The following is a 26113-nucleotide window of genomic DNA, read 5'->3' as shown; positions in this document are numbered from 1 at the left end:
GTCGTAACATTACTGTGCATCCGCTTATGTGACCCATACGCTGAGCTTCTAGATGGGGATCCCGGATCGGAATCGGGATCGCCGCGAGCACAGCGTAAGGATGAACATGACGGCACGAACACTGACGGCCGCCGGGGAGACCCGGCTCGCCGGAGCATCGGTCACCCGGGTGGGGTTCGGTGCGGCCAGGCTCACGGCGGGAGACGGCTGGGGAGCCCCGCAGGATCCGGCCTCGGCCCGCAACCTCCTCCTCGCCGCGGTCGACGCGGGCTACGACTACATCGACACCGCCGACGCGCTCGGCCCCGGAATCAGCGAGCAGCTGATCGGCGAGGCGCTCGGCAACCGCGACGACGTGCTCGTCGCCACCAAGGTCGGCATGCTGCGCCCCGCCCCCGACGCGTGGGGCGTGCTCGGCCGGCCCGACTACCTGCGGCAGCAGATCCGCCTCAGCCTGCAGCGCCTGCAGCGAGACCGGATCGATCTGCTCTACCTGCACCGGATCGACCCCGACTACCCGCTCGCCGATCAGCTCGGCGCCCTGCAGGAGGCGCGGGACCGGGGCGACGTCGGCGCCATCGGCGTCAGCGAGCCCACCGCCGCGCAGCTCGAACAGGTGATCGCCGTCGAGCCCGGTCTCGCGGCCGTGCAGAGCCTCTACAACCCCGTCGCCCGCCGCAACACGGCGGTGGCGTCGCGGGCTCGCGAGCTCGGGATCCCGTTCGTCGCCTACTGGCCGCTCGTGGGCCGCGGCCTGCGCGCCGAGGACAAGGAGCGGCTCTTCGCCGAGTTCAGGTCGATCGGCGAGCGCATCGACCTCACCCCGCACCAACTCAGCCTGGCCTGGATCTTCACCACGCAGCCCCACTCGCTCGCCGTCGCCGGCTCGAGGTCGATCGGGCACCTGGTGCAGAACCTCGTCGCGGCCGGAGTCGAGCTCGACGGCTGCCTGGTGGCTGAGATATCGCAGGCGGTGGAGCGGGTGCTGGGCGGAGTGCCCTTCGACCCCCGATTCCCGGAGGAGGAGCGATGAGCCGCACCGGCACCGACCCCCTCGAGGTCTACACGGCATACGGAGCATCGGCGCAGCGGGCGGGCTCCGACGAGATCGTCGCAGGCACCCCGTTCGCCGGCGCGGACCGCGACACCGCGGCACGCGCGACGCAGCGCATCGAGTCCGTGCGGGGCGACCTCGAACGACTCGCGATCGAGCTGCACGACGATCCCGAGATCGGCTTCGAGGAGCACCGCAGCGTGGCCCGCATCGCCGAGCTGCTGGCGCGCCACGGCTACGAGGCCGAGGTGGGCGCGTTCGGGCTCGACACCGCCTTCCGGGCCACGGTCGGCACCGACGGGCCGCACTTCGCCATCGTGGCCGAGTACGACGCGCTGCCCGGCATCGGGCACGCCTGCGGGCACAACATCATCGCGGGCATCGCGGCGGGCGCGTTCATCGGTCTCGCCCCCGAGATCGCCCGCATCGGCGGCCGCCTCAGCATCATCGGCACGCCGGCCGAGGAGGGCGGCGGCGGCAAGGAGCACGTGATCCGCGCCGGCGGCTTCGACGACGTGGACGCGGCCGGCATGGTGCACCCCTCCGTGGGAGACCAGGTCTCTCCCGTCTACGGCTCGGGCACGAGCGGGGTGCGGCGCATCCGGGTGCGCTATCGCGGCCGCGCCGGCCACGCGGCGCTCAGCCCGTATCTCGGCCTCAACGCGCTCGACGCCGTGGTCACCGCCTACCAGTCGATCGCGCAGCTGCGGCAGCACATCCTCCCGATCGACCGCATCCACGGGATCATCACGAACGGCGGTGCGGCCGCCAACGTGGTGCCCGAGCTCACGGAGGCCGAGTTCCTCATCCGCTCGACCGAGATCGAGACGCTCAAGGTGCTCACCGAACGCGTGATCGACATCCTCGAGGCCGCGGCTCTCGCCACCGGCACGACCGTCGAGATCGACGCCGACTTCGAACCGCCCTACCTGCCGCTCAAGCAGAACGTCGCACTCGTCAAGCACTGGGCGCGCCACCTCGAGCAGCGGGGGCGCACGGTGCCGCTCACACCCGCCCGGGCCACCCAGGGCGGCCCATCGACCGACATGGGCAACGTGAGCTGGCTGATCCCGGCGATCCACCCGGCTCTCGGCCTCGGCGGCGCGCCCGACGTGCTGCCGCACAACGCCGCTTTCGCGGCGAGCACGGTCGAACCGGCCGCCTTCGACGCGCTCGTCGACGGCGCCTCCGCCCTCGCGGGGCTCGCAGCCGACTACCTCGTCGACGCCGAGCTGCGCGAGGCCGCGCTCGCCGAGTTCGAGCAGCGCGGCGGACGCAGGCGGTGGGAGCGGTGACCGCCTCGGCCGTCGCCGCGCGCACCGCCCGGGTGCCGCGCATCGCCGCCCCGAGATGGTTGCGCGTGCTGCTGCGCAGCGTGCTCGATCTCGTGCTCGTCGTGTGGCTGGCGGCGACCGTCGCGTTCCTCGCGCTGCGCCTCATCCCGGGCGACCCGCTCGACGTGCTGCTCTCGGGCGTGCAGGACGCGACGCCCGAGATGCGAGCGGCGATCGCCGCCCACTACGGGCTCGATCAGCCGGTGATCGTGCAGTACTTCGCCTACCTGCTGGGCGTGGTGCAGGGCGACCTCGGCACCAGCTACCACCGCGGGGCCCCCGTCTCAGAGGTGCTGTTCGGCGAGCTGGGAGCGACGGTCGAGCTCACGGTGGCCGCCATGCTGCTCGCCGTGGTGCTCTCGGCGGCCATCGCGCTGCTGACCAGCGGGCAGCGCCCCGCCGTGCGCTTCGTGGCGCAGGCGCTCGAGATCGTGGCGGTGTCGGTGCCGTCCTTCTGGCTGGGGATCGTGCTGATGACGATCTTCTCCTTCGGACTGCGCTGGGTGCCGGCCTTCGGCAACGAGTCGCCGGTGGCGCTCGTGCTGCCCGTCATCACGCTCGCGGTGCCGCTCGTGGGCGTCATCACCCAGATCCTGCGCGAACGCGTGGAGCATCAGCTGCACGAGCCGTTCGTCACCACGATCCGCGCCCGCGGGGTGGGCGAGGCCGGGCTGCGCTCGAGGCACCTGCTGCGGCACGCGAGCGTACCGGCCCTCACCCTGAGCAGCATCATCTTCGGCTCGCTGCTCACCGGCACCGTGATCATCGAGACGCTCTTCGCGAGGCCCGGCATCGGCCGGGTGATCGTGATGGCGCTGCAGAATCGCGACGTGCCGGTCGTGCTCGGGTTCGTGATCTTCGCCGCGCTCGTCTTCATCGTCATCAACACCGTGGTCGATCTGCTGCTCCCGCTGATCGATCCGCGCCTGAAGGAGGAGCGATGACGCTCGAAGCCCTGCGTGCGACTCCGACCGGATCCCGCGCTCGCCGCCGCGAGCTCCCGCCCCCGGGGGTGCTGCTCGCGCTCGCCGTCTTCGCTCTGCTGGTGGTGGCCGCGCTGGCGCCCGGCCTGTTCACCGGTCAGGATCCCATCGCGAGCGACCCCCGCGACTCGTTCGCCGGCCCGAGCGCCGAGCACTGGCTCGGCACCGACCAGCTGGGCCGCGACCAGTTCTCGCGGCTGGTGCACGGCGCGAGGTACTCGATCCTGCTCGGCCTCGGTGCGACGCTCATCGGCCTCGTCGGGGGCGTCGTGCTCGGGGTGCTCGCGGGTTACGCGAGAGGGGTGTGGGATCGCGCCATCACCCGCTTCCTCGACGTGCTGCTCGCGTTCCCCGACGTGCTCGTGGCGCTCGTCACCATCACGGTGCTGGGCCCGGGGGAGTGGAGCCTGATCTGGGCGGTCGGCCTGGGCCGCATCCCGGGATCGGCGCGACTCGTGCGCGGCGAGGTGCTGCGCATCCGGGAGTCGGGCTTCGTGCGCGCCGGGGTCGGTCTGGGTCTCAGCCCGGCTCGCCTGATCCTGCGCCACGTCGTGCCCAACAGTCTCGGCCCCGTGCTGGTGCACGCGGTGCTCGGCGTGGGAGTCAGCATCATCTTCGGCGCGTCCCTCAGCTTCCTCGGCCTCGGCGCGGTGCCGCCCACGCCCGAGTGGGGGCTCATGCTCTCGGAGGCCAGGCAGTACCTCAGCATCGCCCCCTGGACGGCGATCTGGCCGGGCCTGTTCATCACCGTGACGGTGGTCTCGATCACCGTCGTCGGCCGCTGGTCGCAGCAGCGGTTCATCGCGAAACGGAGTTCACTATGACGACGCCGCTCGTTCATGTCGAAGACCTCTCGGTGCGCTTCGGCGCGCTCACCGCCGTCAGCGGGGTCGGCTTCCGTCTCTATCCGGGCCAGTGCGTCGCGCTGGTGGGCGAGTCGGGATCGGGGAAGTCGGTGACGGTGCGCAGCCTGCTCGGTCTCGTCGGCCGGGGCTCCACCGTCGAGGCCGCAGCGCTCCGCCTCCGCGACCGCGACCTGCTCGCGCTCACTCCGCGGGAGTGGCGGGAGGTGCGCGGAGCCGAGGTCGGCCTCGTGCTGCAGGACGCGCTCGTTTCGCTCGACCCGCTCGCCCGCGTCGGGGCGCAGGTCGCCGAACCGCTGCGAGCCCACCGCAGGCTCGGCCGCTCGGGCCGCGTCTCCCGCGCGATCGAGCTGCTCGAACGCGCGGGGGTGCCGGAGGCGCCCGTGCGGGCGAGGCAGTACCCGCACGAGCTCTCGGGCGGCCTGCGCCAGCGGGCGCTCATCGCGAGCGCGGTGGCGGCCGGCCCCGGAGTGCTGATCGCCGACGAGCCGACCACGGCGCTCGACGTGGCCGTGCAGGCCCAGGTGCTCGAGCTCCTCGCGGGGTTGCGGGCCCAGGGCACCGGCCTCATCCTCGTGAGCCACGACCTCGCCGTCGTCTCACAGATCGCCGACGAGATCCTCGTGCTCAACCGCGGCAGGGTGGTCGAGCAGGGTCGCACCGAGCGCGTGCTCGGAGCTCCCGAATCCGAGTACACGAAGCAGCTGCTCGCAGCGATCCCCTCGCAGCGCTCCCGGGGCAGGCGGCTCTCGGCGCCCCCTGCGCCGGGCCCCGCCGCGGGCGGGCCCGGCGCATCGCCGGCGTCGTCGGCGTCATCGGCGCAGGCATCCGCACCGGCCGACGACGAGCCGGTGCTGCAGGCCCTCGACCTCGTCAAGCGCTACCGGCGACCGGGCGGGGGCGCACCGCGGCCCTCGACGGCGTCTCGTTCGCGCTGCGCCGTGGCAGCACGCTCGGCATCGTCGGAGAATCGGGATCGGGCAAGTCGACCGCCGCCGACGTCGTGCTCGGGTTCACCGAGCCGGACGCGGGGGAGGTGCTGCTCGACGGCCTCGCCTGGTCGACGGCGCCCGAGCGCGAGCGCCGGGCGCGCCGCAACCGCATCCAGTCGATCTCGCAGGACCCCCTCGGATCCTTCGACCCGCGCGCCGACGTGCGCTCGATCCTCTCGGAGGCGCTCGAAGCGATCGGCGTGCCCCGGAGCGAGCGGCGCGACCGCGCCGTCGAGCTGCTCGAGCGCGTCGATCTCGGCGCCGAGCATCTCGCGCGCAACCCCCTCGAACTGTCGGGGGGCCAGCGCCAGCGGGTCGCGATCTCCCGGGCGCTCGCGACCGATCCCGAGGTGCTGGTCTGCGACGAGGCGGTCTCCGCGCTCGACGTCTCGATCCAGGCGCAGGTGCTCGACCTGCTCGCCGAGTTGCAGCGCAGCACGGGCATCTCGCTGCTGTTCATCTCGCACGACCTCGGCGTGATCCGCCACGTCGCCGACGAGGTGCTCGTGATGCGCCGCGGCCGGGTGGTCGAAGCGGGGCGCACCCAGGCCGTGTTCGAGCACCCGCAGCACGACTACACCCGACGACTCGTCGACGCGATCCCGAAGCTCCGCTTCTCGCCGCCGACCCCGACCCACACCACCACTCCCACCCCTCACGAAAGCATCTCCCCATCATGAAACGGAAACACCTCATCCTCCCCGCCCTCGCCCTCGCCGCGGCCCTCGGGCTGTCGGCCTGCTCAGCGAGCGGCCAGGCCGCCGAGCCTGGCGGCGATCGCGGCACCCCCGTCGCGGGCGGCACCCTCACCTACTTCGCCAACACCGAGCCACCGGTCTGGGACGGCCAGCGCATCCCGAGCCTGAACGCCAACTCGATCAACAGCTCCATCTTCGACACCCTCGTCGCGCAGGCCGACGACGGCACCTACCGCCCGGGGCTCGCCACCGAGTGGGAGATCAGCGACGACGGGCTCACCTACACCTTCACGCTCAGGGAGGGCGTCACCTTCCACGACGGCTCGCCCTTCAACGCGGAGGTGCTGAAGCAGAACCTCGACCGCCCGCTGAACGAGCCCGACCTCGCGACCGTCTCGACGGGGATCGCCGAGAACACCGTGGTCGACGAGCACACCCTCCAGGTGCGGCTCAGCCGCCCCAACGCCGCGCTGATCCACGCGTTCTCGACCCCGCACTGGCCCATCTACTCGGGCGAGGTGCTCGCGAACCACAGCGCGGCCGAGCTCGCCGCGTCGCCGGAACTGTCGATCGGCACGGGTGCCTTCAAGGTGAAGGAATACACGAAGGGCTCGCAGCTCGTGCTCGAACGCAACGACGAGTACGACTGGGCCCCCGAGACGTGGGAGCACGAGGGGCCCGCCTACCTCGACGAGGTGGTGATCCAGTTCGTGCCCGAGACGCAGGCCCGCATCGGGGCTCTCACCTCGGGGCAGGCCGACGCGATCGACCAGGTGCCGCCGCTCAACATCCCCGAGGTCGAGGGCGCGGGCCTCACCGTGCTCGAGAAGGACAACACCGGCACGCCCTACTACATCGCGCTCAACCCCAACCTCGCACCGTTCGACGACAAGAACGTGCGTCTCGCCTTCCGCGAGGCCATCGACGTCGACGGGCTGCTCGAGGGCGTCTACGCGGGGGTCTACGAGAAGGCGTGGAGCACGACCCTGCCCGACACCCCGCCCGCCGGCTCGTTCGACGAGACCCTCGTCGACAGCTGGGGCTACGAGCCCGACCACGCGATCGAGCTGCTCGAGGAGGCCGGCTACACCGAGGTCGACGACGAGGGCTACCGCGTGAAGGACGGCGAGCGGCTCACCCTGCAGTGGTACGTCGACAGCCTGTACCAGCAGACCGACCAGCGGCAGCAGCTCGGCGAGGCCGTGGCGTCGTCGCTGAAGGAGGCGGGCTTCGAGGTCGTGCGCACCCCGTTCGACTCCGCGGCCTACACCGCCGAGCTCGCGAAGGGCGAGCACCACCTCTCCGACTCGTCGCGCGGCTTCGCCGACGTGGGCACCTCGGTGTTTCCCTTCACGACGATCGCGATCCCGAGCTCGAACGGCGGCTCGGGCATCAACTACGGCCTGCTCAGCGACCCCGAGATCGACGCCGCCTACGGCATCATCAACTCCTCGCTCGAGCCGCAGGAGCGCATCGACGCCGCGAAGGTCGTGCAGCACCGCATCCTCGACGAGGGCTACGCCGTGCCGCTCTACGTGCCCAAGAAGATCGTCGGCACGACCGATGAGGTCGGCGGCTGGAAGTTCGACGCCGTGGGCTACACCGACACCTTCTACGACGTCTGGCTGCAGCAGTAGCCGCACCCGATCCGGGCCGGCGGAGCCCTCGCCCCGCCGGCCCGTCACACCAACGAAAGGAACGGTCACATGCCCCGCATCGACCTCTTCTACTACGGCGACACGTCGTCGGGACAGTCTCCGGCGCGGCTCTACCGCGAGATCGAGCAGCAGGTGGTGCTCGGCGACGCCCTGGGGTACCACGGCGCCTGGTTCACCGAGCACCACTTCGGTTCGCGCGGCGAGATCCCCGACCCGCTCAGCCTCATCGCACGGCTGAGCGGCGTCACCGAGCGCATCCGCTTCGGCACGGCGATCGCGTGCGCCCCGTACTACCACCCGATCCGTCTCGCCGAACAGGCCGCGCTCATCGACGCGCTCTCCGGCGGGCGTCTCGACCTCGGTGTCGGCACCGGCATGACGACCGAGGAGCTGTCGAGGGTCTGGGGGTTCGAACCGGGCGACGCGGCTCAGCGCGCCCGCGAGATCCACGAGATCCTGCGCCAGGCCTTCGACGACGGCGTGGTCGACTTCGAGGGCGAGCACTACTCGTTCTCGAACGTCGAGATCTCGCCCCCGCCCGGCCGCCCGGCGAGCGACGTGATCTGGACGGCCGCCGGCCGCAACGCGATCCCCCTCGCCTCGCAGCACGGCTTCCGGCTGATGATCCCGCGCCCCCTCCCGCTCGCCGAGCGGCTGCGCATCAACGAGGAGTACCGTCGAGCGGTGCCCGGCGGCGAGGTGGTGCACCTGCGGTCGGGCCTCGTCGGGCCGACCGCCGAGATCGCGCGCGAGCGAGCGGTCGAGTTCCTGCGCGAGTACGCCGCGATCTATCTCAGAACCGACTGGCGCGGCGGCCCCGACAGCGCCGACTTCGACGAGATCGCCGAGCGGCTCTCGTTCGCCGTGGGCACCGCGAGCGAGGTCGCCGACAAGATCTGGGCCTGGACCGAGCAGTTCTCCGGTACCGAGGAGACGGCCATCCAGTTCCACGGCCCGCACGTGCAGCACCAGCACGTGCTCGAGTCGATCGAGCTCTTCGCCGCCGAACTGCCGGGCCTGCAGGCGGACTCCCCGCGCACGAGTGCGCCCTGGGTCGACCGCGGCATCCCCGACCGCCCCGTGCCACGGGACCTCTCACCCTTCACGAGCGGGATCGGCGAACCCGACGTGACCAGCAGACTGGCGCGCGTGTAGCGGCCGGACCACGACGAATCAGGAGAACACGACCATGACCACGCACCCGCTGCACCCGACCCTCGGCACCCGGAGCCCGGCGGGCACCACCGACATCGGCGAGCGCCTGCGCATCGGCTTCATCACGCACCTCGACCAGAGCGAGGACGTCTCGACGGTCTACCGCGAGAACATCGGGCTCGTGCAGCAGCTCGAGCGGCAGGGCTACGACAGCGCCTGGATCGCCACGCGACACTTCGGCAGCGGCTGGGCCACGCTGCCCACCCCCTACGCCTTCCTCGGCGCCCTCGCGACGAACACCGAGCGGATCGGACTCGGCACGGCGGTGCTGCCCGTCATCTTCGACGACGCGGTGCGCGTCGCCGAAGAGCTCTCGGTGATCGACCACCTCTCGGGGCACCGCCTGCTCGCCGGCCTCGGCAAAGGCGTGCCGAGCGACTCGTACCACGTGTTCGAGGCCTACGAGCCCGACCGCGATCGCAGCTTCGAGCACAAGATCGACACTCTGCACTGGGGCCTCGAGGGCAACCGCATCGAGGGCGGCAGCGCCTCGATCTACCCCGCCAACACCGCGCTGCAGGGCCGCCTCTTCCACGGCAGCTCGAACCTCGACACGATCCGCTTCGCCGCGCGCCGCGGCGACGGATTCATCCTCGAGCGCTTCGGCAACGGCCCCGAACGGCACCCGGATCAGCGGCGCACGTTCCAGCAGCGCCAGGCCGAGTCGGTGCTCGAGTACCGTCGTGTCTTCCGCGAGACGTGGGGCGAGACCCGCACCCCCTACGTGGTGACGTCGCGCACCGCCTACCCCGCCGAGACCACGCAGCGCGCCCTCGAGGAGGCCTCGGTGCGCGCAGCCCACTGGAACGAGTACGCTGGCCTCCTCGGCCGCGTCAACCCGGAGCACTCGCCCGCCGATCAGCTGCTCTCGGACAACTTCGTGTGGGGCGATCCCGAGACCCTCGCCGCGGATCTGCTCGACGACCCCACGGTGCTGCTCTCGGACGAGCTGGTGCTCGGCATCCACCCGACCCTGCACACCGTCGAGGAGACGGCCGAGAAGGCTCGGATCCTCATCGAAGAGGTCGTCCCGCTGCTGCGCGAGGGCTGGGCCCGCGGGCGGGCGGAGCTGCTCGCGGGCGAGCGGGCCGGCGCCGAGCCGGTCGGTGCCGATCCGGTCGGCGCCGAGCGGGCCGAGGTGCTGTCGTGACGGCGCGCGCGGCCGAAGCTGCCGGGGCGGCGGATCCCGGTTCGGCGGAGGATCCGCGCCCCTCCCGGGCCGCCTTCGCGGGGGAGTGGCGCGAGTGGCAGCGCCGTCGCCTCGCCACGGCCGCCGCCCCGCACGGCACGGCGGCGCTCGCGCTCACGCGCTGGCTGGACGGCGAACCGCGCGCCGTGCCCGGGCTGCCCGGCCTGTGGCGCGCGCAAGGCGGAGACCTCGTCGGCTCCGACTTCGAGCCCGGCGACTACGCCCTGCCCGACGGCACCCCGCTCGAGAGCCCCGCGGTGCTCGCGGCCGACGGGCACCCGGAGCTCGCGGCGGGATCGCGGGTGGTCCGCCGGTTCGAGCGCGACGGATCGCTCGCCATCAGGGTCTTCGACCCCGAGGGAGAGGGGCGCCGAGAGCTCCGGGGCATCGACGCCTTCGACCCCGACGAGTCGTGGCGCGTCGACGCGCGCTTCGAGCCGGGAGCCGAGCAGCGGCAGATCGAGCTCGCCGACGGATACCTCAAGACGGCCGAGACCTCCGGAAGCCTCGCGTTCTCCCTGAACGGGCAGCCGCTCCGGCTCACCGCCACCGTGCGGCCCGACGCGGTGTCGGTCGTGTTCGGAGACACCACCAACGGCGACGAGACCTACGGCTTCCGGTTCCTCGCGGTGCCGCTTCCCGATGCCGACGGTCGCACGGAGATCGACTTCAACCGGGCCTTCCTGCCGCCCTGCGCGTTCAGCGACCAGTTCGTCTGCCCGCTGCCGACCCCCGAGAACCGGCTGCCGGTGGCGATCAGGGCGGGCGAGCGCCGGGTGCGGCGCGCGAGTCCAGACGGCGCCCGGACGCGGGTCGCGGGCGGTGAGGCATGAGCGAGCGCATCGTCGTGGTCTCCGGCACCCTCAGCAGGCCGTCGAAGACCACCGTGCTGGGCCGTGCGATCGCCGAGGCCGTGCGGGAGTACCGCGACGGCGAGATCAGCGTCATCGAGATCGCGCAGCTCGCCGAGGAGATCGGCCGATCGCTGATCCTCGGCGCTCCCACGGAGCCGCTGCGGGCTGCGATCGCGGAGGTCGAGAACGCCGACGTGCTCGTGGCGGTCTCGCCCGTGTTCAAAGGCGGGTACTCGGGGCTCTTCAAGCACTTCTTCGATCTCGTCGACCCCTACGCGCTCACGAACCGGCCGGTGATCCTCGGCGCGTCGGGCGGGAGCGTGCGCCACTCGCTCGTGGTCGACTACGAGCTGAGGCCCCTGTTCACCTACCTCAACGCCGCCGTGTCGCCGGTGGGCGTCTTCGCCACCTCCGACGACTTCGCCGACGGCGCGATCGCTGACCGCGGGCTGCTCGCGAGGATCGACCGCGCCGCCGTGTCGCTCGCGGTGCACACCGGCCTCGAACGCGCGGTGACGTAGGGGCGTCGGGTGCTCGGAGATCGTGTAGAATTGATGGCTGTACTTCGGCGAGGGGCGCGCAGACGCCCGTGATCGACGCGGTAGAGCCTCTTTGCGGGCCCTTCTGACGCGCCACACGGCGAGACATCATCGACCAGGCGGGCCATCCGCCTCAGTTGGGCGCGAGCCCGCAAGGAGAGAACACCATGAGCGAGACCAACCAGCTCGTCGCGAACACGCGCGACAACTTCGGCAAGGGCGCCGCGCGCAAGCTGCGCGCCGCGGGTCAGACCCCCGCCGTCGTCTACGGCCACGGCACCGACCCGGTGCACGTCTCGGTCGAGACCCACCCGCTGAGCCTCATCGTGCGTCACGCCAACGCCATCATCGAGCTCGACATCGACGGCCGCCAGGAGCTCGTGCTCGTCAAGGACGTGCAGAGGGATCCGGTGCGCCAGATCATCGAGCACATCGACCTGCTCGTCGTGAAGAAGGGCGAGACCGTCGAGGTCGAGGTGCCCGTGCACGTCACCGGCGAGTCGTTCTCCGGCACCAACGCCCTGCAGGAGCTCAACACCCTGCGCCTCAGCGTTCCCGCGACCTCGATCCCCGAGAACGTCGAGGTGAACGTCGAGGGTCTCGAGGAGGGCGCCCAGATCCTCGCCGGCGCCGTGGCCCTGCCCGCCGGTGCGACGCTGCTCGATCCCGAGGACCAGCTGGTCGTGCACGTGGTCGTGCCGCGCGGCGCCGCGGGCGACGAGGACGAGGCCGCCGAGGAGGCCGCGGAGTAGGTCTCCGGCTCTTGGCCCGTCGGGTCGGCGCTGCGTCGCCGCCCGGCGGGCTCTTCGTCTCTCGGGGCGGATGTCGGTGGTCTCTGCGATCATCGTGAGCGAGGGGAGACGGATGTTCTGGCAGAAGCGAAGGAAAGAGGATCGCGTGTCCGATGACAGCTGGCTGATCGTCGGCCTCGGCAACCCCGGGGCGAAGTACGAGGCGACCAGGCACAACGTCGGGCAGATGGCGCTCGACGTGCTGGCAGATCGCATCGGCGGCCGGTTCTCACCGCACCGCACCGGTTCGCGCGTCGCCGAGGGGCGGGTGCGGCCGGGCGGGCCGAAACTCGTTCTCGCGAAGTCGAACGGGTACATGAACACATCGGGAGGCCCGGTCTCGGGCCTCGCCAAGTACTACGGCGTGCCCGCCGATCGCATCATCGTGATCCACGACGAGCTCGACGTGCCCTTCGACTCGATCAAGCTGAAGCAGGGCGGCGGCCACGGCGGCCACAACGGCCTGCGAGACATCGCGAAGGCGCTCGGCACCCCCGAGTTCCTGCGGGTGCGGGTGGGCGTCGGTCGCCCGCCGGGTCAGCAGGACGCGGCAGACTTCGTGCTGCGTCCGTTCGGCTCGAACGAGCGCCAGGCGCTCCCGGTGCTGCTCGAAGACGCTGCCGACGCCGCCGAGGCGCTCGTCGACGAGGGCCTCCTCACCGCGCAGCAGCGCTTCCACGGCAGGGCCGTCAAGTGACGCTGCGGGGCATCGACCGGCTGCTCGAGGCGTCGCCGTCGTTCGCGCGGGCGCTCGACGCCGCCGACGGCTCGGTCGCGACCGACGCCGACTTCTCGGTCGCCGAGGGGTTGCGAGCCCCGCTCATCGCCGGGCTGCTGCGGCGGCGTCGCGAAGCGGGCGACCACGGCGCACTGCTCGTGATCGCGGCGACCAGCCGCGAGGCCGACGCGCTGCGCTCGGCCCTCGCCTCGCTCGTGCCCGAGGCCGTGACCGCCGAGTTCCCGGCGTGGGAGACGCTGCCGCACGAGCGGCTGAGCCCCAGCGCCGAGACCGTCGGTCGCCGTGCCGCGGCCCTGCGGCTGCTGCGTGAGCACACCGCGTCGCAGCCGCTCGTCCTGGTGGCCTCCGTGCGGGCGGCGCTGCAGCCCGTGTCGCCGCACGCCGCGCAGGCAGAGCCGCTGGTCCTCCGCCCCGGCGAGCAGCCGGCGGCCTCGGGGTCCCCAGGTCGTGGGCTCGACCTCGTCGCGCGCGAGCTGGTGCTGCGCGCCTACACCCGCGTCGACATGGTCACCCGCCGCGGCGAGTTCGCGGTGCGCGGCGGCATCCTCGACGTGTTCCCGCCCACCGCCGAGCAGGCGCTGCGAGTCGACTTCTTCGGCGACGAGGTCGACCAGATCCGCCGCTTCGCGGTCTCCGACCAGCGCAGCGCGGGCGACCCCGTTCCCGAGCTCGAGCTGTGGCCGGCGCGCGAGCTGCTGCTCACCGACGACGTGCGCGAGCGCGCGGCCCAGCTGCTGCCGCGCTTCCCCGCGCTCTCCTCGCTGCTCGAGAAGATGAGCCAGGGCATCCCCGTCGAGGGCATGGAGAGCCTGCTGCCGCAGCTCGTGCCCGGGGTCGCGCCGCTCACCGCGCTGCTGCCGCAGGGCGGCGCCGTGGTCGTGGCGTCGCCCGAGCGCGTCGCGGGCCGCGCGGTGAGCCTCGCCGAGACCAACCGCGAGTTCCTCGAGGCCGCGTGGAGCGCCGCCACCGCGGGGGCCGACGCGCCCGTGCCCACCGAAGACAGCGGCATGCTCTCGGTCTCCGAGCTGCGCGCCGCCTCCCGGGGCCGACCGTGGTGGACGGTCTCGACCTTCGTCGCGGGCGACGGCGTTCCGACGGATGAACCCGCCTCGCCCACCGAGCCGGTCGAGGGCGGCGCCGGTCCTCACCCGGAGGCCGATCACATCAACGTGGCCGGCGGCCCCTTCCCGCGACCGGCGGCGGGAGCCGACGCGACGAGCGCCGCGATCCGCCTGTTCTCCGAGCGACTGCGCGAGGGCTGGCGGGTGGTCGTCACCGCGCAGGGCGTCGGCCTCGTCGAGCGCGCCCGCGACGTGCTGGTCGAGGCAGGGGCGGCCGCCCGCATGGTCGACGAGCTGCCCGAGCGCCTCGAACCCGGTGTGGTCTACCTCGTGGCGGGCACGGCCTGGTCGGGCTTCGCGAGCGACGAGGCCGCGCTGCTGCTCGCGAGCGAGGCCGAGTTCTTCGGCCGCTCCGTCGGCTCTCAGGCGGCGAGCGGTCAGAAGCTGGCGCGCCGCCGCGGCAAGAACGTCGTCGACCCGCTGAAGCTCGTCGCGGGCGACTACGTGGTGCACGAGACCCACGGCATCGGCCGCTTCGTCGAGCTGACGCAGCGACTCGTGCCCACCGGCATCGGGCGCGACGCGGCGAAGGCGCTGCGCGAGTACCTGGTGCTCGAGTACGCGTCGACCAAGCGCGGCATGCCCAAGGACAAGCTGTACGTGCCCACCGATCAGCTCGACCAGCTCTCCCGCTACGTCGGCGGCGAGGCCCCGCCGCTCTCGAAGATGGGCGGCAGCGACTGGGCGAACGCGAAGAAGAAGGCGCGCAAGGCGGTGCGCGACATCGCCGTCGAACTGGTGAAGCTCTACTCGGCGCGCGTCGCGTCGAAGGGCCACGCGTTCTCGCCCGACACCCCGTGGCAGCACGAGCTCGAAGAGGCGTTCCCGTACGCCGAGACGCTCGACCAGCTCACCACCATCGATGAGGTCAAACGAGACATGGAGCGCGCGATCCCGATGGATCGCCTCATCGCGGGCGACGTGGGCTTCGGCAAGACCGAGGTGGCGGTGCGGGCCGCGTTCAAAGCCGTGCAAGACGGCAAGCAGGTCGCCATGCTCGTGCCGACGACGCTGCTCGCCGAGCAGCACCTCGAGACCTTCCAGAACCGCTTCGCCGGGTTCCCGGTGCGCCTGCGCGCCCTCAGCCGCTTCCAGAGCGACGCAGAGGCGAAGGACACGATCGACGGGCTCGCCGCGGGCACCGTCGACGTGGTCATCGGCACGCACCGGCTGCTCTCCGACAACGTGCTCTACAAAGACCTGGGGCTGCTCATCATCGACGAGGAGCAGCGCTTCGGCGTCGAGCACAAGGACGCGCTGAAGAAGCTCAAGACCAACGTCGACATCCTCGCGATGAGCGCCACCCCGATCCCGCGCACGCTCGAGATGGCCGTGACCGGCATCCGCGAGATGTCGACCCTCGCCACCCCGCCCGAGGACCGCCACCCGATCCTCACCTTCGTGGGCCCCCGCAGCGACAAGCAGATCACGGCCGCGATCCGCCGCGAGCTGTTGCGCGAGGGGCAGGTGTTCTTCGTGCACAACCGTGTCTCGTCGATCAACCGCGTCGCGGCGCAGATCTCCGAGCTCGTGCCCGAGGCGCGGGTCGCGGTCGCGCACGGCAAGCTCGGCGAGCACCGGCTCGAGCAGGTCGTGCAAGACTTCTGGGAGCGCAAGTTCGACGTGCTCGTCTCGACCACCATCATCGAGACCGGGCTCGACATCGCGAACGCCAACACGATCATCATCGACAGCGCCGACAAGTACGGGCTCAGCCAGCTGCACCAGCTGCGCGGACGTGTGGGCCGCAGCCGCGAGCGCGCCTACGCCTACTTCCTCTACGACCCCGACAAGCCGCTCACCGAGACCGCGCACGAGCGCCTCGAGACGCTCGCCACCAACAACGAGCTGGGCTCTGGCATGCAGGTCGCCCTGAAAGACCTCGAGCTGCGCGGCGCGGGCAACCTGCTCGGCGGCGAGCAGTCGGGGCATATCGCCGGCGTCGGCTTCGACCTCTACCTGCGCATGATCGGCGAGGCCGTCAACACGTTCAAGGGCGAGGAGTCGACGGGCCCCGTCGAGCTGGTGCTCGAGCTGCCCGTCGACGCGCACATCCCCGAGGAGTACGTCGAGAGCGAGCGCCTGCGCCTCGAGGCGTACCAGAAGTTCTCGGCCGCGTCTCATCCGCAGGCACCCGAGGACCACGTCGCCCTCGTGCTGGAAGAACTCACCGACCGCTACGGCGAGCCGCCCGCCGAGGTGCAGCGCCTCGCCGCGGTCTCGGCGCTGCGCCGGCGCGCCGCGAAGCTCGGTCTCTCGAAGGTCGTCGCGGCGGGCCCCGCGCTGCGCATCGAGCCCGTCAAGCTGCTCGACTCCCGCCGCATGCGCATGAACCGCATGTACCCGGGTTCGCGCTACACCGAGGCGACGGGCACGCTGCAGATCCCGCTGCCCGGCGGCACGGCGCTCGCCCGCAGTCCGCTGGCGGGAGTGGGGCAGCGCGCCACCGGCGACGAGGGAGACATCGTCGCCTGGGCGGGGCGCGTGCTCGCGACGCTGCTCGAAGAGGAGGCCGCGCCCGCGCAGTGAGCGGCGCCCGAGCCGCTGCATCCGGCGGGTGCGGGCGAGCCGGCCGATCCACGACCGCGGGTGGCGGCCGGCCGGGCCTCCTCACGAGCCTGCCAGTCGGCGTCAGTAGGGTGGAAGCCATGGATCAGGACGAAGACGCCGACCGACCCGCCGCGACGCCGAGCACTCCCGGCGCCGCGGCAGCGGCATCCGCCCGCGACGCCGAGGCCCTCGCCGCGGCGATGCAGACCGTGCGCACGATGGTGCGACCGGGCGGCTGCGCCTGGCACGGCGTGCAGACCCACGAGACCCTCACCCCCTTCCTCGTCGAGGAGACCGCGGAGTTCATCGACGCCGTCGAGCGCGGGCTGCCGGCCGACGAGGTGCGCTCCGAGCTGGGCGACGTGCTCTATCAGGTGCTCTTCCACGCGGCGATCGCCGAGCGCGACGGCGAGGGCTACGATCTGGCCGGCGTGGCCGAGGCGCTCAACGAGAAGCTGATCGCCCGGCACCCGCACGTGTTCGGCGACCGCGGCGAGATGACGGTCGACGAGCTGCACGCCGAGTGGGAGCGCCTGAAGGAGGACGCGGCGGGGGAGGAGCGCGGATCGCGGGGCCCTCTCGACGGCATCCCGGCTGGCATGCCCACGCTCGCGCGTGCGGCGAAGGTGGTCGAGCGCCTGAAGCGAGCCCGGCTCGTCGACCCGAGCGCGGGGGAGAGCCACCCCGACGACCCGCTCGCCACCGCGATCGGACCGGATGAGCGGCGCATGGCCGAGAACGGCATCGGCGACGCCATGCTCGCCCTCGTCGTGCGCGCGAACGCCGCGGGCGTCGATCCGGATCGTGCCCTGCGGCTCGCGGTCGACCGCTTCACCGCGCGCGTCACCCACGGCGAGTAGCGGGCCCTGCGCACGCGGCTGTGCTCCGCATCCGGAGCGTCCGCGCGCGGCGATCGGGCCGGGATCCCGCCCGTGGTCAGGCTCAGCTGCCGCCCCACACCGCCCGCAGCACGGCGACCGCGTCGTCGAAGCCGGTTCCCTCGCGCTGCGCCGCCTCGGCGAGTGCGCGGGCGTGCTCGACGACCGGCCCCGCCGCGCGTGACGCGCCGGGCGCCACCCGGGTGCCGGCGGCGGTGCGGGTGACGACGAGGCCCTCCTGCTCGAGCGCGCGGTAGGCCTTCGCGGCGGTGGCCTGCGCCACCTCGAAGTCGCGCGCGGTCTGCCGAACGGTCGGCAGACGCTCGCCGTCGCCCAGCTGACCGGAGCGGATCGCACCGCGGAACAGTCCGGCGATGTCGTCGGCCGTGCGCGGCGCCGGAGGTGCCGGATCCATAGAGGTCATCGTACGGCCTCGGCGCCCGGCCGAGCCGCCGCGGTGCCCGGCGCGGGGTGCGGGTCGGCACTTCCCGCCCCGGGACGGCGGGCCGCCGCCGCACGCCAGGTGTCGACCGCGAGACGCAGCAGCAGCGCGGCGCCGATGCCCTGCACGACGTAGCCGCCGAGGTGCAGGAGCGGAGCGACGCTCTGGTAGCCCGTGCCCACGAAGAATCGCTGCGCGCCCGGCTCGCCCCCGTTGTCCTCGAAGACCCCCACGATGATCTGGCCGATGAACCCCACGTGGGCCCACACGGCGCCCAGGGTCAGCAGCAGGCCGCCGAGCGCGAGCAGGGTGAGGATGCGCGCCGTCGCCGTGCGCTCCTCGCGCACCTCGGGCGCCGACGCGCGGGCGACGAGCGGCCGGTTGGCGTCGGAGCCGAGCAGCGCCGCGAGCGCGGCCCCCGCCGCCAGCAGGGCGACCAGGGTGGCGAGGTGGTTCGGCCAGCCCGCGCCCCAGACGTACCCCATGTCGTTCTGCATGACCATGAACTCGGGCAGGCCCGAGTCGGCCGGGCCGACGCCGTAGCGGTTGCCCCCGTCGGGCAGCGGCACGCCGATGAGCATCTGCCAGGCGACCGTCACGAGCAGCAGGGCCGCGGCTCCGGCGAGCAGCCACAGGGGCGTTCGCGGTGCGAAGGCCCACCAGCGCCGCCGGGGCGATATGGTGCGCTCGCCGGGTGCGGGCAGCGACTCGCGCTGCAGTACGAGCCAGGCGACCACCACGACGGCGGCGGCTGCGAGCAGCGGTGCGGCGCGCTGCCACCAGCCCCCGTGCCTCCCGATGGGGTCGAGGGTGGCGAGCCAGCTCGTCGCCGACGCGACGGCGACCACCGAGAGGGGGCCGGCGATCCCGATCCGGGCGAGCGCGTCGGCGCGGCGCCCGCTCTCGGGCAGGGAGACGATACGGCGGGGGCGGATCCACGAGAGGCCGAAGAGGACGGCGCCGAGGGTGAGCGCCATCTCGACCGGGAACAGGTCGAAGAAGGTGCGCAGGCCCGTGAAGAACCAGGTGGTGATGTCCATGTCGCTCCCGTCGTCGGGCGGTCGGGCGGCCGCGAGTGCCGGTCTTTGTGCTGCAAATCTAGCACAAATTGTGCTGCGTTCCCGATACAAGTTCGCCCGCGGTGCGGGCGGGATGCGCCGGCGTGGAAGAATGGGTGACCATGGCAGCACCCGTGAACCCGCCGCGCGGCATGCGCGACTTCCTCCCCGCAGACAAGGCGCGCCGCGAGCACGCGCTCGGCGTCATCAAGAGCGTCTACCGCTCGCACGGCTTCGACGAGATCGAGACACCGGTGGTCGAGGACTACGCGCGGCTGCACGCCGGGCTCGGCGGCGACAACGAGAAGCTCAGCTTCTCGATCCTGAAGCGCGGCATCCGGCCCGAGGCGCTCGCCGCCGCGAGCGAGGCCGGCAACGCCGAGCAGCTCGCCGACCTCGGCCTGCGCTTCGACCTCACCGTGCCGCTCACCCGCTTCTACGCGAGCCACCGCGCAGAGCTGCCGCCCGTCTTCCGCGCCATTCAGATCGCCCCGGTCTGGCGTGCCGAGCGCCCGCAGAAGGGCCGCTACCGCCAGTTCGTGCAGGCCGACATCGACGTCATCGGCGAGGCGGGGCTGCTCGCCGAGATCGAACTCGTCACCGCCACCTCGCAGGCGCTCGCGGCGCTCGGGCTCGACGGCTGCGTGATCCGCGTCAACGACCGGCGAGTCCTCTTCGGCCTGCTCGAGCACTGCGGCTTCCCCGCGGACACCCACGACCGCGCGCTCATCACGGTCGACAAGCTCGACAAGATCGGCGCCGAAGGGGTCGTCGAGGAGCTGCGCGAGATCGACGCCGCCGCCGCCGAGCGGATCGGGGCCGTGCTCGCCTCGGTCGAGCCGGCGCTCGCGGGGGAGGGCATCGCGCTCACGCGATCCGCGATCGAGGCCGCCCTTCCCGGCGCCGCGCAGAACCCCGGAGCCGCAGCGGGCATCGAGAACCTCGCCCAGCTCGGCGAGGCCCTCGACGGCGCCCTGCCCAGCGGGGTGACCGTGCGCTTCGACCCCACGCTCGTGCGAGGCATGGGCTACTACACGGGCACGATCTTCGAGGTCGCCCACCCCGGCTCGGGCAGCTCGGTCGGCGGCGGGGGCCGGTACGACGGCATGGTGGGGCGCTTCCTCGGCCAGGACGTGCCCGCGGTCGGCTTCTCGATCGGCTTCGAGCGGGTGGTGGATCTCATCTCCCTGCCCGAGTCGAGCGGGCCCGAGGCGGTCGCGCTCGTCTACGACGCCGACGTGCCCTTCGCCGAGCTCGTCGCCCTCAAGCGCGAGCTCGTGGCGCGGGGGCACCGGGTGCGGCTCGAGAAGCGGCAGAAGAACATGAAGGCGCTGCTGGCGAGGATCGCGGCCGAGGGCTTCACGAGCTTCGCGAACGTGCGCGCGGGCGCGGGCGTCGACGCGCTCGAGCTGCGACCGCTCTCGGACTGAGCGCCCGCCGCCGGGGATGCCGAGCGCCGACCGTTGACGGGGAGCGGCCGCGGTGCGACGCTGATCGTGAACCGCCGCTCGTGCGGACGAAAGCGAGAACCGTCATGACCACGCAGATCTTCGTCAACATCGCCTCCGACGACCTCGAACGCTCCACAGCGTTCTACACCGCGCTCGGATGCGAGATCAACCCGCTCTTCACCGACGAGAACGCGGCCTGCGTCGTCTGGGACGAGCAGGTGTTCTTCATGGTGCTCACGCGCGACTACTTCGCGACGTTCACCGACAAGCCCGTCGCCGACGCGAGGAGCGTCGCCCAGGTGCTCATCGCGCTGTCGCGCGACTCCCGCCAGGCGGTCGACTCCACGGTCGACGCCGGGCTCGACGCGGGCGGCACGGAGCCGAAGGCGGCGCAGGATCTCGGGTTCATGTACTCGCGGGTGCTCGAAGACCCCGACGGCAACATCCTCGAGTTCCTGTACATGGAACCGGCCGCCGCCGAGCAGGGCCCCGACGCCTACACCCCGGTCGACGCCTGAGGGGTCCGTGCGGGGCGAGTTCGCGGGGAGCGGGCCCGGGCCTGCCGCTACACTTGGGGGCGGCGCGGACAATCGCGCCGCATACCGGCAACTGAACTCCGAAGGAGCGCATGGTGGCATTTATCGACGCGGTGATCGCCCGCGAGATTCTCGATTCGCGTGGCAACCCGACCGTTGAGGTCGAGGTCGGCCTGACCGACGATTCTGTGGGCCGCGCGGCGGTGCCCTCGGGCGCCTCCACCGGCGCCTTCGAGGCGTACGAGCTGCGCGACGGCGACAAGGATCGCTACCTCGGCAAGGGCGTGACGAAGGCCGTCGACGCCGTGTTCGACGAGCTCGCCCCCGCCATCGAGGGCTTCGCCGCCGACGATCAGCGCATCATCGACGCCGTGCTCAAGGAGGTCGACGGCACCGAGAACAAGTCGCGCGTCGGCGCGAACTCCATCCTCGGCATCAGCCTCGCGGTCGCCCACGCCGCCGCCGCTTCGGCCGAGCTGCCGCTCTACCGCTACCTGGGCGGCCCCACGGCCAACACTCTGCCCGTGCCGCTCATGAACATCATCAACGGCGGCGCGCACGCCGACACCGGCGTCGACATCCAGGAGTTCATGGCGGTGCCGCTCGGCGCCGAGACCTTCTCGGAGGGCCTGCGCTGGGGCGTCGAGGTCTACCACGCGCTCAAGGCGCTGCTCAAGGAGCAGGGCCTCACCACCGCGCTCGGCGACGAGGGCGGCTTCGCCCCCGACCTGCCCCACAACTCTGCGGCGCTCGACCTGATCGTCGAGGCCATCAAGCGCGCCGGCCTCGAGCCGGGCCGCGACGTGGCCGTGGCGCTCGACGTCGCCTCGTCGGAGTTCTACGAGAACGGCGTCTACACCTTCGAGGGGCAGCAGCGCACCGCCGCCGAGATGACCGCCTACTACGCCGATCTGCTCGACCGCTACCCGCTCGTCTCGATCGAGGATCCGCTCGACGAGAGCGACTGGGACGGCTGGGCGCACATCACCGCCGAGATCGGCGACCGCGTGCAGCTGGTGGGCGACGACCTCTTCGTCACCAACCCCGAGCGCATCGCCCAGGGCATCGAACAGGGCGCCGCGAACTCGCTGCTCGTCAAGGTGAACCAGATCGGCACGCTCACCGAGACCTTCGACGCCGTGCAGCTCGCGCAGCGCGCCGGTTTCACCGCGGTGATGTCGCACCGCTCGGGCGAGACCGAGGACGTCACGATCGCCGACCTCGCCGTGGCCACGAACTGCGGCCAGATCAAGACGGGCGCCCCCGCCCGCTCCGATCGCGTCGCGAAGTACAACCAGCTGCTGCGCATCGAGGAGGAGCTCGGCGGTGCTGCGGTCTACGCTGGCCGCGGCGCCTTCCCACGCTTCGCGGCGTAACCGCGGCATCACGCGCACGCGAACGGCAGCACGGTGAAACGCTGGGTCGAGGATCTCGGGGCGTGGGCCTCGAGTCTCCGCTTCAGCGGTTTCACCGTGCTCGTCGTCGTGCTGGTCGCCGCAGGCGCCGTGATCGTGAGCCCCAGTCTCTCCACGTACGTGCAGCAGCGGCGCGAGATCTCCGAGCTGCGCGAGAGCGTGCGACTGCACCAGGAGGCGGTCAACGAGATCGACGCCGAGCGCGCGAAGTGGAAGGATCCCGTCTACGTGCGATCCCAGGCGCGCGACCGGCTCTTCTACGTGATGCCGGGGGAGACCCAGCTCGGCGTGGTCGACGACGTCGTGCTGCCGGTCGAGTCGGACGAGGAGACGAGCCCCGAGCTCTCGCGCATCGAGAGCGACTGGGTGCGCGGCATCGCGGCGTCCTTCCTGACGGCGGGCACCACCGACGCCCCGCTCGCCGAGCTCGAGGGAAGCGAGCCCGTGCCGCTCGACCCCGCCACCGAAACCGAACCCACCGCCGAGGAGCCCCAGCCATGAGCCGCCCACCGTACACCGAGCCCACCTCCGCCGACATCGCCGCGGTGAGCGAGCAGCTGGGGCGCGAGGCGCGCGGCGTCGTGGGCATCGCGGCGCGCGCGCTCGACGGCAGCCCCACGGTGGTCGCCACCGCGCCGCGCTTGCCCGACGGCTCGCCGTTCCCCACCTTCTACTACCTGTGCCACCCCGAGGCGGTCGCCGCGGCCTCGCGGCTCGAGGCCGCCGGCGTGATGAACGAGTTCAACGAACTGCTCGCCGAAGACGAGGAGGTGCGTGCGCAGTACGCCCGCGCGCACGAGCAGTACATCGCCGATCGTGACAGCGTCGGCGAGGTGCCCGAACTGTCGGGTGTGAGCGCGGGCGGCATGCCCACGCGCGTCAAGTGCCTGCACGCGCTCATCGGTCACGCGCTCGCGGCGGGCCCGGGTGTCAACCCGATCGGGGACCTCGCCCTCGCCCGCAGTGGATGGCGCGGGCACACCAAGGACGCGTAGCGTCCGACTGCGCCCGCGGCGCCGCTCCAGCCGGGCGCGGTGGCGCCCGCACGGAGTGCGCGATAACGCTGGCGCGTTCTCGCCTGAGCATTCCGTGCCCACGGAGCGAAGCGCGGGGTGGCGGGCACACCACGGACGCGTAGCGTCCGGAGAAACTGCAGCCGATCCGGCCTCCGTCCGACGAATACCGATGTTTTCTGCGGGATTTCCGCCGAAGCGTCCGGGGCGCCCGCGGTGAAGCTGTAGTATTGGAGCTCGGGCACGACGTGCCCGGTTTTTCTGTGCCCGCGATTCGGGCATTACACGCTCACTGCATCAAGGAGACCGCTTCGTGGCGAAGAAGATTCTGATCGTTGGTGGTGGCTACGCCGGCTTCTACACCGCATGGAAGCTGGAGAAGCTGCTTCGTGCGGGCGAGGCCGAGGTCACGATCGTCGATCCGCTGCCCTACATGGCTTACCTGCCGTTCCTCCCCGAGGTCGCCGCGGGCTCGATCGAGCCGCGTCACGCGGTCGTGGCCCGCCGCCGTCACCTGCAGCGCACGCACAACATCGCGGGCAAGGTGACCGGCATCTCGCACGCCACCAAGACCGCCACGGTCACCCCGAACGAGGGCGAGGCCTTCGACTTCGAGTACGACCACATCGTCGTCACCACCGGCTCCGTCTCGCGCACCTTCCCGATCGCGGGCATCGCCGAGAACGCCATCGGCATGAAGACCATCGAAGAGGCCGTCGCCGTGCGCGACCGCCTCGTCGGCAACTTCGAGCGCGCCGCGTCGCTGCCCGCCGGTTCGCCGGAGCGCGCCCGCCTGCTCACCGTCACGGTGGTCGGTGGCGGCTTCGCCGGCATCGAGACGATCGCCGAGCTGCGCTCCTTCGCGACCTCGCTGCTGCGCCGCTACCCCGAGATCACCTTCGAGGAGACCAGGTTCCACCTCGTCGAGGCCATGGGCCGCATCATGCCCGAGGTCACCGAGGCGCTCGCCGACTGGGTGGTCAAGGATCAGACCCGCCGCGGCGTCGACATCCACCTCGACACGCAGCTCTCGTCGGCGGTCGACGGCAACATCGAGCTGTCGACCGGCGAGAAGTTCGAGTCCGACCTGATCGTCTGGACCGCGGGCGTCATGCCCCGCCCGTTCCTGCGCGGCACCGACCTGCCGATCGGCCCCCGCGGCCACGTGATCGGCAGCCCCGAGCTGCGCATCACCACCGAAGAGGGCCAGGCCCTCGAGGGGGCCTGGACCGCGGGCGACACCTCGCAGACCCCCGACATCTCGTCGACCCCGGGCCCCGGCGGCTTCTGCGTGCCCAACGCGCAGCACGCCGTGCGCCAGGGGCGTCTGCTCGCCAAGAACATCGTCGCCGACCTGCGCGGCGAGGGCGTGCGCCAGTACAACCACAAGAACATGGGCGCCGTCGCCGGCCTCGGCGTGAACACGGGCGTGTTCCGCTCGGGCGGCAGCTTCGCGATGAAGGGCTACTTCGCGTGGCTCGCGCACCGCTTCTACCACGGCCTCGCGATCCCCACGTGGGAGCGCAAGTGGCGCGTGTTCGGCGGCTGGGTCGGGCACTTCTTCCTGGGTCGCGACATCGTCAACATCGAGGCCGTGCAGGAGCCCCGAGCGATCTTCGAGGAGTTCGCCTCGCGCCCCAAGCCGAAGACCGACTGACCGCTCCCGCGTCTCACTCCGAGAGCCCCGCAGCGTTTCGCCGCGGGGCTCTCGCCGTACACTGGGGGCATGGCCGAAGCAGCAGCCGCCCGAACCTCGGTCGCGAGCGCGCCGCGGGCGGCGGGCTCGGCTCACAGGGGCTTCTGGGTGACGCGCTCGGCCGCGGCGCCGAGGATCGCCCGCGCCTACTTCGCGGCGCAGGCCATCGCCGGTGCGCTCTGGTGGGTGGGCGTCTTCACGCTGCCGTGGCTGCGCCGCGCGACCCTCGGCGAGCTCGATCCCGTCGCGGTGGCGCTGTGGGACGTGCCGCTGTTCGTGATCGCGTCGGGGATCGCGGCCGCCGGGCGGCGGTGGGCGGTGCGGATCGCGGTGCCCTGGACGCTCCTCGTCACCGCGGGGCTCGCGGGGTACGCGACCGCGACCGGGCTCGCCGGCTGGGGTGCGCTCCTCATGGCGGCGGCGAGCTGCGGGAGCCTCGTCGCGTGGTCGCTGGCGGTGTTCGGGCGCATTCCGGCCGAGACCGTGCTGCGGGGCCCGCTCGCCTCCCGCACGGCGCGGGTCGGTTCGCGGGCGCGGCAGCTCGCGACGACCCTGCTGCAGATGCTGGGGTTCTGGGTGCTGTTCCTCGGGGTGCTGCCGCTGGGGATCCGACTGCTCGAGGTCCGCTGTGGGCTGCACGTCGGCTTCCCCGCCTGGTTGCAGGGGCTCGGATGGGTCGTGCTGCTGCTCGCGAGCGCTCTCGGCGTCACGGCAGCCGCGGCGATGTCGCTGCACGGCGACGGCACACCGCTGCCGTCGGCGACGGCGGTGCGGCTCGTCATCGCCGGGCCGTACCGCTGGGTGCGCAACCCGATGGCCCTGTCGGGGATCGCTCAGGCGGCGGGCGTCGGACTGCTCTCGAGTTCGTGGCTCGTGCTGGGCTACGCGGTCTGCGGCGGCGTCTACTGGAACGAGCCGGTGCGACCGTCGGAGGAGGCGGAGCTCGAGCAGCGCTTCGGCGAGGAGTTCACGGCCTACCGCGACCGAGTGCGGTGCTGGGCGCCCTGCTTCGGGTGACGCGCGCGGCCCCGGCGCGGGAGCCGG

The 26113-nt window shown here is 72.1% G+C and carries 23 protein-coding genes and 1 pseudogene; 22 read left to right on the top strand and 2 right to left on the bottom strand.

The genetic code is table 11. From position 1 onward, the window contains the following. Positions 1–106 precede the first annotated feature (106 nt). From H490_RS29890 to H490_RS29835, 15 genes and pseudogenes are all read left to right on the top strand, one after another. Entirely contained in the window at positions 107–1033 is a 927-nt protein-coding gene (locus H490_RS29890; protein ID WP_017885205.1) for an aldo/keto reductase, read from the top strand. Continuing rightward, on the top strand, positions 1030–2349 hold the full coding sequence (locus tag H490_RS29885; RefSeq protein WP_017885204.1) for an amidohydrolase: 1320 nt from the start codon (positions 1030–1032) through the stop codon (positions 2347–2349). The genes H490_RS29890 and H490_RS29885 overlap by 4 nt, the downstream gene beginning before the upstream one ends. Then, complete coding sequence (locus H490_RS29880) at positions 2337–3332, top strand: ABC transporter permease (protein WP_017885203.1); 996 nt, start codon at positions 2337–2339, stop codon at positions 3330–3332. The genes H490_RS29885 and H490_RS29880 overlap by 13 nt, the downstream gene beginning before the upstream one ends. Continuing rightward, entirely contained in the window at positions 3329–4195 is an 867-nt protein-coding gene (locus H490_RS0116415; RefSeq protein ID WP_017885202.1) for an ABC transporter permease, read from the top strand. Before H490_RS29880 ends, H490_RS0116415 begins: the two co-directional genes overlap by 4 nt. Next, positions 4192–4671 (top strand): annotated as a pseudogene (locus tag H490_RS32920) (ATP-binding cassette domain-containing protein); the annotation flags it as partial. The gene H490_RS0116415 and the pseudogene H490_RS32920, both read left to right, overlap by 4 nt. Before the next feature lie 248 nt (positions 4672–4919). Beyond that, positions 4920–5906 carry an ABC transporter ATP-binding protein gene (locus H490_RS32915; protein ID WP_306408832.1) on the top strand — a complete coding sequence of 329 codons (987 nt, stop codon included), beginning with the start codon at positions 4920–4922 and terminating at the stop codon, positions 5904–5906. Then, the gene (locus tag H490_RS29870; RefSeq protein WP_017885199.1) at positions 5903–7561 is read left to right on the top strand and encodes an ABC transporter substrate-binding protein; all 1659 of its coding nucleotides are present in this window, start codon (positions 5903–5905) and stop codon (positions 7559–7561) included. Before H490_RS32915 ends, H490_RS29870 begins: the two co-directional genes overlap by 4 nt. Before the next feature lie 69 nt (positions 7562–7630). Next, complete coding sequence (locus H490_RS31245; RefSeq protein ID WP_017885198.1) at positions 7631–8737, top strand: LLM class flavin-dependent oxidoreductase; 1107 nt, start codon at positions 7631–7633, stop codon at positions 8735–8737. 34 nt (positions 8738–8771) lie between these two features. Next, positions 8772–9947, top strand: coding sequence for an LLM class flavin-dependent oxidoreductase (locus tag H490_RS29865; protein WP_017885197.1), 1176 nt, complete (start codon positions 8772–8774; stop codon positions 9945–9947). Continuing rightward, complete coding sequence (locus tag H490_RS29860; protein WP_017885196.1) at positions 9944–10819, top strand: DUF1684 domain-containing protein; 876 nt, start codon at positions 9944–9946, stop codon at positions 10817–10819. The genes H490_RS29865 and H490_RS29860 overlap by 4 nt, the downstream gene beginning before the upstream one ends. Further along, positions 10816–11361, top strand: a complete 546-nt coding sequence (locus tag H490_RS29855; RefSeq protein WP_017885195.1) for a CE1759 family FMN reductase — start codon at positions 10816–10818, stop codon at positions 11359–11361. Before H490_RS29860 ends, H490_RS29855 begins: the two co-directional genes overlap by 4 nt. A 185-nt stretch (positions 11362–11546) precedes the next feature. After that, on the top strand, positions 11547–12131 hold the full coding sequence (locus H490_RS29850; RefSeq protein ID WP_017885194.1) for a 50S ribosomal protein L25/general stress protein Ctc: 585 nt from the start codon (positions 11547–11549) through the stop codon (positions 12129–12131). A 112-nt stretch (positions 12132–12243) separates the two neighbouring features. Further along, the gene (gene pth / locus H490_RS29845) at positions 12244–12867 is read left to right on the top strand and encodes an aminoacyl-tRNA hydrolase (RefSeq protein ID WP_051066258.1); all 624 of its coding nucleotides are present in this window, start codon (positions 12244–12246) and stop codon (positions 12865–12867) included. Continuing rightward, complete coding sequence (mfd, locus tag H490_RS29840) at positions 12864–16559, top strand: transcription-repair coupling factor (RefSeq protein ID WP_017885192.1); 3696 nt, start codon at positions 12864–12866, stop codon at positions 16557–16559. The genes pth and mfd overlap by 4 nt, the downstream gene beginning before the upstream one ends. A 119-nt stretch (positions 16560–16678) precedes the next feature. Beyond that, entirely contained in the window at positions 16679–17440 is a 762-nt protein-coding gene (locus H490_RS29835; RefSeq protein ID WP_017885191.1) for a MazG nucleotide pyrophosphohydrolase domain-containing protein, read from the top strand. Between the two features lie 82 nt (positions 17441–17522). Here the strand turns inward: H490_RS29835 and H490_RS29830 are convergent, their stop codons facing one another. Both H490_RS29830 and H490_RS29825 read right to left on the bottom strand, forming a co-directional pair. Further along, entirely contained in the window at positions 17523–17873 is a 351-nt protein-coding gene (locus tag H490_RS29830) for a GntR family transcriptional regulator (RefSeq protein ID WP_017885190.1), read from the bottom strand. Positions 17874–17878: 5 nt separating this feature from the next. After that, positions 17879–18940 carry a hypothetical protein gene (locus H490_RS29825; protein ID WP_017885189.1) on the bottom strand — a complete coding sequence of 354 codons (1062 nt, stop codon included), beginning with the start codon at positions 18938–18940 and terminating at the stop codon, positions 17879–17881. Between the two features lie 140 nt (positions 18941–19080). Between H490_RS29825 and hisS the strand changes: the two genes are divergently transcribed. From hisS to H490_RS29790, 7 genes are all read left to right on the top strand, one after another. After that, positions 19081–20388, top strand: a complete 1308-nt coding sequence (gene hisS / locus H490_RS29820; protein ID WP_017885188.1) for a histidine--tRNA ligase — start codon at positions 19081–19083, stop codon at positions 20386–20388. A 104-nt stretch (positions 20389–20492) separates the two neighbouring features. After that, positions 20493–20927 (top strand): VOC family protein, encoded by a 435-nt coding sequence (locus tag H490_RS29815; protein WP_017885187.1) that lies wholly within the window; start codon positions 20493–20495, stop codon positions 20925–20927. A 113-nt stretch (positions 20928–21040) separates the two neighbouring features. Continuing rightward, a complete protein-coding gene (gene eno / locus H490_RS29810; protein ID WP_193743421.1) occupies positions 21041–22321 on the top strand; it encodes a phosphopyruvate hydratase in 1281 nt (426 codons plus the stop codon). 33 nt (positions 22322–22354) lie between these two features. Next, the gene (locus H490_RS29805) at positions 22355–22861 is read left to right on the top strand and encodes a septum formation initiator family protein (protein WP_017885185.1); all 507 of its coding nucleotides are present in this window, start codon (positions 22355–22357) and stop codon (positions 22859–22861) included. Then, positions 22858–23355 (top strand): DUF501 domain-containing protein, encoded by a 498-nt coding sequence (locus H490_RS29800; protein ID WP_017885184.1) that lies wholly within the window; start codon positions 22858–22860, stop codon positions 23353–23355. The genes H490_RS29805 and H490_RS29800 overlap by 4 nt, the downstream gene beginning before the upstream one ends. A gap of 331 nt (positions 23356–23686) precedes the next feature. Next, on the top strand, positions 23687–25030 hold the full coding sequence (locus tag H490_RS29795) for an NAD(P)/FAD-dependent oxidoreductase (RefSeq protein WP_017885183.1): 1344 nt from the start codon (positions 23687–23689) through the stop codon (positions 25028–25030). Positions 25031–25099: 69 nt separating this feature from the next. Further along, positions 25100–26086, top strand: a complete 987-nt coding sequence (locus H490_RS29790; RefSeq protein WP_017885182.1) for a methyltransferase family protein — start codon at positions 25100–25102, stop codon at positions 26084–26086. Positions 26087–26113: the final 27 nt, after the last annotated feature.

Origin of the sequence: Leucobacter sp. UCD-THU, assembly GCF_000349545.1 — a bacterium.
GTDB classification, from domain to species: domain Bacteria; phylum Actinomycetota; class Actinomycetes; order Actinomycetales; family Microbacteriaceae; genus Leucobacter; species Leucobacter muris.
The sequence above is the reverse complement of the archived record's forward strand: the minus strand, read 5'-3'. Positions and strand labels throughout refer to the sequence as shown.